General features: G+C 36.0%; 13 protein-coding genes. 12 read left to right on the top strand and 1 reads right to left on the bottom strand.

Annotated features, from left to right (window positions below):
- The 5 genes from ACW2QF_RS11220 to ACW2QF_RS11200 all read left to right on the top strand — a co-directional run.
- Positions 1–1,052, top strand: a 1,052-nt coding sequence (locus ACW2QF_RS11220; protein WP_455716090.1) for a methyl-accepting chemotaxis protein, incomplete at its 5' end; no start/stop codon positions are given.
- 248 nt (positions 1,053–1,300) lie between these two features.
- On the top strand, positions 1,301–2,230 hold the full coding sequence (gene cysK / locus ACW2QF_RS11215; protein ID WP_455716089.1) for a cysteine synthase A: 930 nt from the start codon (positions 1,301–1,303) through the stop codon (positions 2,228–2,230).
- Positions 2,231–2,257: 27 nt separating this feature from the next.
- Positions 2,258–3,160, top strand: a complete 903-nt coding sequence (locus ACW2QF_RS11210; RefSeq protein ID WP_455716088.1) for a class I SAM-dependent methyltransferase — start codon at positions 2,258–2,260, stop codon at positions 3,158–3,160.
- Between the two features lie 22 nt (positions 3,161–3,182).
- Positions 3,183–4,340: a trans-sulfuration enzyme family protein gene (locus tag ACW2QF_RS11205; protein ID WP_455716087.1), complete on the top strand. Its 1,158-nt coding sequence runs from the start codon at positions 3,183–3,185 to the stop codon at positions 4,338–4,340.
- 2 nt (positions 4,341–4,342) lie between these two features.
- A complete protein-coding gene (locus tag ACW2QF_RS11200; protein ID WP_455716086.1) occupies positions 4,343–5,254 on the top strand; it encodes a PLP-dependent cysteine synthase family protein in 912 nt (303 codons plus the stop codon).
- Between the two features lie 222 nt (positions 5,255–5,476).
- Here the strand turns inward: ACW2QF_RS11200 and ACW2QF_RS11195 are convergent, their stop codons facing one another.
- Positions 5,477–5,914 (bottom strand): RrF2 family transcriptional regulator, encoded by a 438-nt coding sequence (locus ACW2QF_RS11195; protein WP_455716085.1) that lies wholly within the window; start codon positions 5,912–5,914, stop codon positions 5,477–5,479.
- Positions 5,915–6,362: 448 nt separating this feature from the next.
- Between ACW2QF_RS11195 and ACW2QF_RS11190 the strand changes: the two genes are divergently transcribed.
- The 7 genes from ACW2QF_RS11190 to ACW2QF_RS11160 all read left to right on the top strand — a co-directional run.
- Entirely contained in the window at positions 6,363–7,448 is a 1,086-nt protein-coding gene (locus tag ACW2QF_RS11190; RefSeq protein ID WP_455716084.1) for an ABC transporter substrate-binding protein, read from the top strand.
- Positions 7,449–7,489: 41 nt separating this feature from the next.
- A complete protein-coding gene (locus tag ACW2QF_RS11185; RefSeq protein WP_455716083.1) occupies positions 7,490–8,302 on the top strand; it encodes an ABC transporter ATP-binding protein in 813 nt (270 codons plus the stop codon).
- Positions 8,302–9,222: an ABC transporter permease gene (locus ACW2QF_RS11180; RefSeq protein WP_455716082.1), complete on the top strand. Its 921-nt coding sequence runs from the start codon at positions 8,302–8,304 to the stop codon at positions 9,220–9,222. Before ACW2QF_RS11185 ends, ACW2QF_RS11180 begins: the two co-directional genes overlap by 1 nt.
- A gap of 13 nt (positions 9,223–9,235) precedes the next feature.
- Positions 9,236–9,772 (top strand): 2-oxoacid:acceptor oxidoreductase family protein, encoded by a 537-nt coding sequence (locus ACW2QF_RS11175; protein ID WP_455716081.1) that lies wholly within the window; start codon positions 9,236–9,238, stop codon positions 9,770–9,772.
- On the top strand, positions 9,769–10,059 hold the full coding sequence (locus tag ACW2QF_RS11170) for a 4Fe-4S binding protein (protein WP_455716080.1): 291 nt from the start codon (positions 9,769–9,771) through the stop codon (positions 10,057–10,059). Before ACW2QF_RS11175 ends, ACW2QF_RS11170 begins: the two co-directional genes overlap by 4 nt.
- Positions 10,059–11,237, top strand: a complete 1,179-nt coding sequence (locus ACW2QF_RS11165) for a transketolase C-terminal domain-containing protein (protein WP_455716079.1) — start codon at positions 10,059–10,061, stop codon at positions 11,235–11,237. Before ACW2QF_RS11170 ends, ACW2QF_RS11165 begins: the two co-directional genes overlap by 1 nt.
- On the top strand, positions 11,221–12,099 hold an 879-nt coding region (locus ACW2QF_RS11160), incomplete at its 3' end, for a thiamine pyrophosphate-dependent enzyme (RefSeq protein ID WP_455716078.1). The genes ACW2QF_RS11165 and ACW2QF_RS11160, both read left to right, overlap by 17 nt.

Genomic DNA, 12,099 nt, shown 5'->3' with positions numbered 1-12,099 from the left:
ATACGATTACTAATTTTCACAACGCTAGTGATGTTTTAAATGAAATTGCAGAAGGTAATTTTAATGTGCAAACACCTGAAGTATTAGATATCGAATTTAACACTGTTTTTAAGAATATACAACGTATAGCTGATGATTCTGTATTAATAATTGATGATATAAGATATATGCTAACTGAATTAAGCAATGGAAATTTAGATGTTAAAAGTCCAATTGAAGAAGCCTATGTAGCAGATTTTGCAGATATACTAAATTCTATAAAATCCATACAGAATAAATTTTTAAGTGTAATTAATGGTCTTAATCAAAGTATTACAATAATAAATCAAAGTTCAGAACAAGTTAGTCATTCATCTGAAGATCTTTCTAGAGATACTATAAGTCAGCAAGAAATCTTACAGTTACTTCAAAAGCTAATTACTCAAATACAAAATAATATACATATTAGTGAAGATAATATTACGAAAACAACAAGTACTATAACTAATATAAAAAGTAGCGCATCTAATGGAACTATCGTTATTAGTAATGCAATTGAGGCAATAGAAGATATCGCTAATTATAGTAAAGATATTTTAGGAATTATTAAAGAAATAGAAGCTATATCGAATCAGACAAATTTATTGGCATTAAATGCTGCTATTGAAGCTGCAAGAGCAGGGGAATCAGGTAAGGGATTTGCCATTGTGGCTAATGAAGTTAGAGATTTAGCTGCAAAAAGTTCTTTAACAGTTAAAAATATTGAAGAAATTATCGATAAAACTGTAAATAGTATAGAAACAGGGAAATTTAAGATAAATGAAACATCTATGGTATTTAGTGATATTATTGATAAAATAAATCAATCAGAAGAAGTTATTCACATGCTTTTAAATAGCACAACAACACAGAACGAACTTATTAAAACAGTCCCTGATAATTTTAATCAATTAACATATAAACTCGAACATGTAGTTTCAACATCACAAGAAAATACAGCAATAAGTCAAGAGTTATATGCACAAGTACAAACTTTAAAATTAATAGTAGATGAAATGGGTTCAGTAAAATAATTAATTTGGCCCTGTAGATTAGACAATTATAGAAAGGTTTCTAGTCTACAGGGCTTTTTTCATCCATTACTAGATGTGCTTTTTGATGTGTCAGTTAGAGTAAACTATAACAAATGTAATCATCAAGATCATATGTAAAGTGATTGACAAATACAAAATATGGTATTATAATAAAACCTATAATACTGATAGGTATTATATGTTTATGTATATATTTATATTTATGATATATTTTAAGGAGAATTGTAATGAGAACTTATAAAAAAATTACAGATTTAATTGGTGGTACGCCACTTTTAGAATTAGAGTCTTATGGACAAGATAATAGCCTCCATGCAACAATTTTTGCAAAACTAGAATATTTTAATCCTGCTGGAAGTGTAAAAGATAGAATTGCAAAGTCGATGATTGATGATGCAGAAGAAAAAGGAATTCTAAAACCAGATTCTGTTATTATTGAACCAACAAGTGGTAATACAGGTATAGGCCTAGCTGCAGTAGCAGCAGCAAGAGGATATAAAATTATTCTTACTATGCCAGAAACCATGAGTATCGAACGTCGTAACCTACTAAAAGCTTATGGCGCAGAAATTGTTCTGACGGAAGGCGCGAAGGGAATGAGGGGCGCAATTGCCAAAGCTCAGGAGTTAACAAGTGAAATAGAACACAGTTTTATTCCAAGTCAGTTTACTAACTCTGCAAACCCTGCTGTACATCGTAGTACCACAGGTCCTGAAATATGGGAGGATACAGATGGAAAGGTTGATATCTTTGTTGCGGGTGTTGGTACAGGTGGAACGGTATCAGGTGTTGGAGAATACTTGAAATCTAAGAATCCGAATGTGAAAATAGTTGCGGTTGAGCCAGCAGGGTCACCTGTTCTTTCTAAAGGAACTCCAGGGCCTCACAAAATTCAAGGTATTGGTGCAGGATTTGTACCGAATACATTGAACACAGAAATCTATGATGAGATAATTGCAGTAGAAAACGAAGATGCTTTTGAAACAGGTAGAATACTTGCAAGAAAAGAAGGTTTACTAGTGGGGATTTCATCTGGCGCAGCCGTCTTTGCAGCAAAAGAGCTTGCAAAACGTCCTGAAAATAAGGGAAAGATAATTGTTACATTACTACCAGATACTGGTGAGAGATATCTCTCTACACCGATGTTTTCTGACTAAATTAAATAGAAAAGGGGGGACTTTTTCATGATTGATACACAAGAAAGCATAACAGCGAAATTGTGTTCCTTCGCGCGTGCATATCATTCAAATTTTGAAAAACAAAAAATTTTTGATGACTATCTTGCTTACGATTTGATGGGTAAGGAAGAATACGATAAACTTGGGCAGCTTATTCAACATCAGTTTCACGCAGAGGATTATATTCCGAATATTGGATTTAGGGGAGAGGTGGTTTATCCATTACTTAATCAATATATCTCTCCGATTCCTTTATCGCGGATTGCTTATGCAGAACGAGAATTAAAAGAGTTTGCAAAACAAAACGGCGAATGTCAGTATGTTATTTGTGGTGCAGGAATGGATACTTTTTCATTTCGTAATGATAATCCTAACATACGAATTTATGAACTTGATCATCCGGATACACAGAGATATAAACTAGAGAAAATCCGTAATCTTGAATGGAATATACCAGAAAATGTTCATTTTGTTCCAATAGATTTTGCAAAAGATGATATGAAAGAAACATTGATAGCAGCAGGATACTCCCCGTTAATTCCTACATTCTTTACAATTCTTGGAGTGACCTATTATTTGACTTTGCCAGTATTTGAGCAGACGATAGAGAATATTTCTAGATTATCTGGAGAAGGAAACATAACGGTATTTGATTATCCAGATGAAACTACTTTTAGTGAGGAAAGCGCCGATAGGGTCAAACTACTAACAAAAATGACTGCAAGCCTAGGAGAGGTTATGAAACAAGGATATTCCTTTGAGGATATGGAAAGTGCTCTAAAACGGCACGGATTCCTTGTGAAAGGCCATCTTACTCCAGATGATATTCAGAAAAACTTTTTTGAGAATAGATCAGACAATCAACGCGCATACGAAAACATACATTTTATCACAGCTATAAAAGGCTGAAAATTAATAGGAGGTAAGGATTGTGTCAAATTATAAAGATATTGAAACTGCGCTAATTCATGGCGGTATTTACGGTGATAAACAAACAGGTGCAGTCAACGTTCCAATTTATCAGACATCTACGTATGAACAAGAAAGTCTTGGACATCATAAGGGATATGAATATTCTCGTACAGGAAATCCTACAAGAGCAGCATTAGAAGCTTTGATTGCTGAATTGGAACATGGCAAAGCGGGATTTGCTTTTGCCTCAGGTATGGCAGCAATTACGGCAGTTCTTAGCTTGTTTAAGAGCGGTGATAGAATTATTATTTCTAGTAATGTATATGGCGGAACTTTCCGCGTACTTGATAAGGTATTCAATAATTTTGGAATTACGTATTCTATTGAAGATACAACGGATATCGCTGCTTTAGAAAATAAAATCACTCCAGAGGTAAAAGCTATCTTTGTGGAAAGCCCAGCAAATCCTCTTTTGACCATTACAGATCTAGGAGCTATTGCAGAAATAGCGAAAAAACATGGTATTTTATCTATTGTTGACAATACCTTTATGACTCCATATCTTCAAAGACCGATTGAACTAGGAGTAAACATCGTTATCCATAGTGCTACTAAATATCTTGGTGGTCATAGTGATTTGGTTGCAGGTCTTGTAGTTGTTGATTCAGAGGAATTGGCTAAGCGTATTGGTTTTATCCAGAATTCTACAGGTGGAATTCTACAACCTTTTGATTCATTCTTGCTTATCAGGGGAATTAAAACCTTAGGAGTAAGAATGGATCGACATGTGGATAATGCTGTAAAGATAGCAGAATATCTAAAAACGCATAAAGCAGTGAAACAGATATATTATCCAGGATTTTCTGAGGCACAAGGATATGAAATTAATAAAAAGCAAGCGAAAAATGGTGGAGCGATGATATCCTTCGAATTGTATGAGAATTACAAAATAGAAAAATTCTATTCTTCTCTAAAATTGATTACTCTTGCAGAAAGTCTTGGAGGAGTAGAATCTTTAGTATGCCACCCTGCTAGTATGACACATGCATCGATTCCTTATGAAACGAGACAAAAGGTCGGAATTACAGATGGTTTAATCAGGTTATCTGTTGGTATTGAAAGTATCAACGATTTACTTGAAGATTTAGAGCAAGCAATAGGAGATAGTGAGGAATAGTTATGAAGTATTATAAATCTATGCAAGAATTGATTGGAAATACACCAATTGTTAAATTAGAGAATGTAGATTTACCAGAGCAGGTAAATTTGTTTGCAAAGTTAGAGCTTTACAATCCAGCAGGAAGTGTAAAGGATAGAATTGGTAAGTATATGATTGAAGATGCAGAGAAAAAAGGATTGTTAAAGCCAGGTGGAACAATCGTTGAGGCAACAGCAGGTAACACTGGTCTTGGTGTTGCTTTTGCAGCACTAAATAAAGGATACCGTATTATTTTTGTCGTGCCTACCAAGTTTTCACAAGAAAAGCAAATGCTGATGCGTGCACTAGGAGCGGAGATAATAAATACACCAAGAGAAGAGGGTATGCTTGGAGCAGCGAGAAAGGCAGAAGAGTTACGTTTATCAATACCTAATGCGATTTCTTTGCAACAATTTAAAAACCCTAGTAATCCATTGGCTCATTATGAAACAACAGGGGCAGAGATCTATCGTGATTTAGATGGGAATATCGATTATCTTATAGCCGGGGCAGGCAGTGGTGGAACCTTTACAGGGGTAGTTAAGTATCTAAAAGAACAGAACCCGAATATAAAGGGGGTTCTTGCTGACCCTGTGGGTTCAACTATTGGTGGTGGTGAACACGGGGATTATGATATTGAAGGAATAGGTAATGATTTTATTGCAGAAACAATGGATATGACCCTTGTAGACAAAGTAATAAAGATTACTGATGAAGATGCGATTTCTGGTGCTCGTATGCTTGCCACAAACGAGGGTATCTTTGCGGGTTCCTCATCTGGAGCTGTACTTTCTGCAGCGCAGAAGCTAATTGCAGACGGAGCAAAAGGCAATATCGTTATCATATTACCCGATCGCGGTGATCGATACTTTAGCAAGAATCTATACACGTAAGGTAAAAAGGCACTGCCGTATGAATTCTGTTAATGATAGATTCATAATAACAGTCGCATAATAGATTAGCATTCACATATATAATAAAAAATAATAATTAAAAAACAATCTCAAGAGGATGAATGCCTATGACGTACATTTCATATTAGTCATAGGTATACACCATCTTGGGATTGTTTTTATTTTAATTCTATCGCATCTAATCTTAGAGTGACAACCTCTTTAAATTATATAATCGTTAGAGTATAGCTCTGTTTGTTGATCTAAAATATCCTGAAGTGTAATATTATCAAGATATTCATTGATTACATGGCCTAAACCTTGCCAAACTGGGAGCATAGCACAATCACTAACACGATCACATTGAATGGGATCATGATCCAAACAAGGAACAGGAGACAGACTGCCTTCTGTAAGACGTAAAATCATTCCTACTGTGTACTTGTCGGGAGAGTTAACAAGTTTATAACCTCCTTGAAAACCTCGGTTTGTCTGAAGAATATCGGATTTATTCAAAATTGGTACAATCTGTTCCAAGTATTTTTTTGAAATACCTTGTCTCTCTGCAATATCCTTTAAAGCAATATATCCGTTATTTTTGTGTTCAGCAAGATCTAGAAGCATTCGTAAAGCGTATCTTCCTTTTGTTGATATTTTCATTATAGAACACCTCTTTCTGTATATTCCATCATAACATGTATTTTCTAGGTTTTCAATAGTCCGAGTTTTTTTGCTAGATAAACCCCTAATTAAAATTAAATTTATGCATTAAAATGAAAAAAAATGAAAAAAATTACAATTAGTATTGACAAAGGAAAAAGTATGAGTTAGTATATATGCATACAAAACCTATGTGTTTAGTATACATTAAATAAAGGAGGGAATAAACATGACAACAATCACGTTTATCAGAGAAAAGATGTGCATACACATGTGTATGATGATGCAATCCAAAGGTTGCTGTATCATGCAATGTTGCATGACACGAATGTGATTTTGTATATCACTCCTGACATATGAGATCAATTGGATTGCATCGTTAGAAGTCAATTTAAAAGGCTTCTTTTTTTGTATCAAAAATTAAAAATGGGAAGGATAGGTAATTGGAATGAAAAGAAAGTTTTTGTCAGCTATACTCTTACTAATAGTATTATCGTCAATTACAGCATGTTCAAACAAAAAAGAAACGAAAGAGACGAAAAGCACAGCAGTTAAAGGTTTAGAGCAAACAGATTTTAATCTTGGTTACATGAATTCTACCGGTCATTTACTAGCATTTGTGGCAAAGGAAGAAGGATTTTTTAAGGAGGAAGGCTTAAATGTCACATTGACGCAGTTCTCCAGCGCTGCAGAACTTTCTACTGGTTTGGAATCCGGTAAGCTTGATGCTTCCTTCATTGGTTCGGTTCCAACTCTAACATTACAAAGCCAAGGTCATGACCTTACAATCTTCGGTGGTGCAATGAGTAATGGACATGGTTATGTGATTAAATCAGAGTTTACCGAAGGAAAAACAGATTGGGACATCACTATATTAAAAGGCAGAAATGTTGCATCAGTTAAAAACAGTGTGCAGGATGCTGAACTGTTAATACTTTTAAAAGATGCAGGTCTTGAAGTCGGCAAAGGCGATGACAAAGTAAATGTTGTCTACTTTGATAGTCAAAAGGATGCATACGCAGCACTACAAAGTCAAGAAATCGATGCCGCCTCTGTTTATTCACCTTATTCATCATTGGCAAAAGGTGCTGGTTATGAAGTGGTGTATTATTGCAACGAGGTAGAGCAATTCAAAAATCAACCTTGCTGTCGACAAGTTGCTACCACAGCAGCACTTGAGGGAAAACCAAATACATACAATGCTTTTGAACGGGCACTAATTAAGGCATATAAATTTTCACAGGAAAATCAAGACGGTACAATTAAAGATATCAAGAAGTATATAGACATCGAAGAAGAATACATCGAATATGAGGTGTACGGTGGTCATGGAGAGTCAAATCCAGATCCAGATAAACAAGCAATGATAGATCTCAAAAAAGAAATCGTAGATTTTGGATATGCAACAGATTACGATATTGAGAAACTTTACAATACAGATATCTATAAAAATGCATTAGAGAGTTTAATTACAGAAAGTCCAGATGATGCAACATATAAAGAGTTACAAGAGCATTTCAATGATGTTGAATAAAAATTTGATGCATCTAGTAAGCCGAAAATGAGGTGAATTCATTGAATAAAATAGAAATACAAAATGTAACGGTTAACTATACAGAGAAAAATAAATCTTTCACAGCACTTGAAGATGTGTCATTTTCCGTAGGAACTGGAGAATTTGTCAGTGTAATTGGAACTAGCGGTTGTGGAAAGAGTACATTGTTAAGTATATTGGAGGGAATCAATGCTCCTTCAAAAGGCACGATTACCATTGATGGAAAGCAAGTTACAGGAACAGGAACAGACCGTGGCGTTGTGTTTCAGCATTATTCACTTTTTCCATGGATGACAGCCAGAAATAATGTTGCTTTTGGTGTAAAGCAAATAAAAAAAGGAATTTCAAAAACAGACCGACTTAATATAGCTGATGAATTTCTTGAAAAAGTAGGACTTGAGAACTTTAAGAATAAGTACCCATCTCAATTGTCTGGCGGTATGCAGCAACGCGTAGCAATTGCAAGAGTGTTGGCTATGGACACAGATATACTTCTAATGGATGAACCATTTGGTGCAATAGATGCGAAAAACCGTACTATATTACAGGAGTTGCTGCTTAATCTATGGGAAGGTGGTGGAATACAGGAAAAGAAAACAGTTGTTTTTGTTACACATGATATTGATGAAGCAATTTTACTTTCCGATCGTATAATTATGATGTCAGGCAGCCCAGGTCAGGTATATAAGGAGATAAGAGTTGATTTTGATCGACCAAGAAATAGGGCTAAGCTTGTGCAGACAAGAGAATATGGGGCATTTCGTAATGAGTTACTTTCTCTTTTCTATAGTGATATTGTTAATAAAATTGGAGGAAGTGAGGTGGTTCTGTAATGACATTCAAGAAAAGATATTTGAGAGTGGCGAATCTGCTGTTTATTATCTTTTTGTTGATTCAATTATTTCCGGATACAGTAACAAAACATAGTTATTCTCTATATGCGATATCTTTTGTTATTGGGATTGAAGTTTTGACTTTAATAGTTAGTGCACTTATTAAGAAAGAAGATAGTTTGAATTTGTTTTTGGATATTATCGCTTTTTTGTATGGATTGCTAATCGTATGGACACTTGCAACTGCTAAGTTCAAAGTTCTAAAGGAAGCCCTTTTTCGACCACCAGGAAGAGTTTTTGAACAGTTTGTACAGGATATAGATAAAATTATTGTTAATATTAAAAGCTCGATCGCAATAATTTTGCAAGGGTATCTACTAGCAGCTGTTAGCGCAATTCCACTAGGTTTGTTTCTTGGTTGGAACGCTAGACTTGGTAATGCGGCAACTTACATATCCAAATTCCTAGGCTCCATACCTCCGATTGTGTATATCCCATATGGTATAGCACTTTTACCTACATTCCGTTCGGTTTCTGTTTTTGTTATTTTCCTTGCAACCTTTTGGCCTGTGTTTGCAAGTACGATGAGCGGTGTTTTGAATGTTGAGCAGAAGGTAATTGATTCAGCAAAAGTATTAAATGTCAATAAATTTACAATGCTGTTCTCTATAATTCTTCCGGCGGCGTTACCACAGATCTTCATTGGCTGCAATCAAGGCTTAAGCGTTTCGTTCATACTTCTAACCTCTGCAGAAATGATAGGTGCTAGATCTGGTATGGGTTATTACGTAAAGAACTATTCGGATTTGGGTGATTATACACGCACAATTGTCGGACTCCTGGTAATTGGAATTGTGGTTGTTGTAATTTCCTTTTTGTTTAATAAATTGCAGAGATATTTACTAAGATGGAGACGATGAAAGGAGTAATTCAATGATAGAAATCTTATGGCATGGTCGTGGTGGCCAAGGGGCTTTTACAGCAGCGAAATTGCTTGGAGCGGCATTTATTTTACATAGTGATGACAACTATTCGATTGCCTTCCCATCATTCGGGCCAGAAAGACGTGGGGCACCTATTCGTGCTTTTACCAAGCTTAGTAATAAGTCGATTGGTAATAGAAGTGAGATTGAAAAGGCGGATTTTAGTATTTATCTTGATGATACGCTTTTTTCGGATCGTTCTTTGTTGGAATTGAAGCCGAATGGGAAGATCTTGCTTAATACAAAACGACATTTTGAAGATGAGCGTATTATTACTATAGATGCAAATACATTAGCAATTGAGATTTTGAAACGGCCAATCACCAACACAATTATGTTAGGGGCCTTTTCGGCTGTATTTGAGGAAATCCTTTTGAAGGATATACAATCCGCTATAGAGCAGTATATGCCATCAAAACTTCATGAAAATAATATAGCGGCAGTCAAGGCGGCAGCAGGGATATTAACAAAGGGGGAGGTATCATGAAACCGTATTTAAGAGAGCAAGTACCCAAAAATCTTTCGGACATTCCAGAGGCAACATCCTATGAAGCTGGATATTTGGTAACTAAGAATGCTGGCTGGCGAAATATTAGGCCAGTTATCAAAGAAGATAAATGTGTCGGTTGTCTTATGTGTTATCTATATTGTCCTGATGGTGTCATTTATAAATCAAATGAGAAAGTTAGTATTGATTATGATTTTTGCAAGGGCTGTGGTATTTGTAAAAAAACATGTAAGTTTGGAGCAATAGAAATGGAGGCGGAAGAATAATGGCGAAACAGTTTTTATCGGGAAATGAGGCATTTGCCTATGGTATAAGGCTTGCACGTCCGCATGTGATTTCTGCATATCCTATTACACCTCAGACAATTGTTGTAGAAGCTCTTTCAGAAATGGTGGAAGATGGGAGTCTTGAAAGTGAATTCATCCATGTTGAATCAGAACATTCGGCTCTTTCTTGTGCAATCGGAGCATCTGCAGTTGGTGCTAGAACTTTCACAGCAACTTCATCCCAGGGACTTTTATATATGGCAGAGTGTTTAACCTATGCTTCTGGAGGACGATTTCCAATCGTTATGATGAACGCAAACCGTTCTACAGCACTTCCGTGGAATATCTACGGTGATCAACGTGATTCTCTTTCACAACTTGATTGTGGTTGGATTCAAGCCTATGCAAAGAATGCGCAGGAGAGTCTTGACCTAGCGCTTATGAGTTATTATATTGCGGAACATAAGGATGTATCAACACCTTTTATGGCAAACCTTGACGGATTTGTCCTGACGCATACCTATGAGGTAGTAGAGGTACCGACAAAAGAGCAGGCGGACGAATTCCTGCCAGCTTATGAAACAGATAATAAGCTAGATTTGTCAAATCCTCGTAATCTTGCTTTTTCAGTAGGCCCTGATCTTAATACAGCATTCAAATATAAAGAACATATAGGCTTGCTGAGTGCAAAAGAAGTAATTGTCGAGGCAGAGAGTAAATTTAGTAAGATTTTCGGTAGGACGTATACGGGACTAACGGAAAACTACTACACAGACGATGCTGAATATATTCTCATAACCCTTGGCTCTATTGCAGGATTGGTTGAGGAAACGGTGGATAAACTTCGTGCCAAAGGAGAAAAAGTTGGACTTATCAGACTTCGCTATATACGTCCGTTTCCAAATGAAGAAATCGCAAAAGGGGTTAAACATGCGAAAGCAATCGCTGTACTTGAAAAGGATATTTCTTTTGGGAATGAAGGTACAGTTTATACGAATGTTAACTCTGCACTACATAAGTCAGGACTGTCTGTTCCAACTTCTAATTATATAGGAGGCTTGGGTGGAAAAAATATTTCAGAGAGTGAAATCGAAGGAATTTTTAAAGAATTGAAACAGGAAAACTCAAAAATAAAATTTCTAGGAATTGGAGGTGAAGGCGATGGGTTTAACGGCTAAAACTTTAAATGAAGATGAGTATTTTTATGGACATAAAGCATGTGCAGGTTGTGGAGGTAGCCTTGCAGTTCGTATTGCCTTAAAAGTATTGGGAGAGCGATCCATCGCCGTGTTACCAGCAGGTTGTATGTCAGCGGTCGGATTTAATTTTCCACAACTTTGTTTTGGAAACAATGCAATCATCTCTACATTTGCAGGGACTGCGTCAATGCTTACAGGGATTGAAGCTGGGCTTCGTGCACTTGGAATCACGGATTTTCAAGCAGTAGGATTTGCTGGCGACGGAGGAACTGCTGATATCGGTTTGCAGGTACTTTCAGGAGCAATTGATCGTAATGATAATATCTTATATATCTGTTATGACAACGAGGCTTATATGAACACAGGAATTCAAAAAAGCTCCTTAACACCATTCGGAGCTAAGACTACTACAACTCCTGCTGGAAGTAACATTCGAGGTAACCTTCGTAGCAAAAAGAATATGTTTGAAATTGTAGCTGCACACGGTATTCCTTATGCTGCAACTGCTAGCATCGCTTACCTTCCGGACTTTATGAACAAAGTGGAAAAGGCATCAAAGATAAAAGGAACAAAATATATTCATATCATTGCACCCTGTCCAACCGGTTGGGGAATAGACACTGATGAAACCGTTGAAATTGCTAAGGAAGTAGTGGACTGTGGACTCTGGTACCTTGCTGAGTTTGAACAGGGAGAATTTACCTTGAATCATAAACCAAAAGAATTTAGCGATATCAGTGCTTATTTGAGAAAGCAAAGCCGTTTTCGTCATTTAACAGATGAGGATATTCAAATGATTATCAGTTCTCGTGATAAAAAATGGGAGTACATATATAAAAAT

This window comes from Anaerosporobacter sp., from assembly GCF_965301125.1.
The sequence above is the reverse complement of the archived record's forward strand: the minus strand, read 5'-3'. Positions and strand labels throughout refer to the sequence as shown.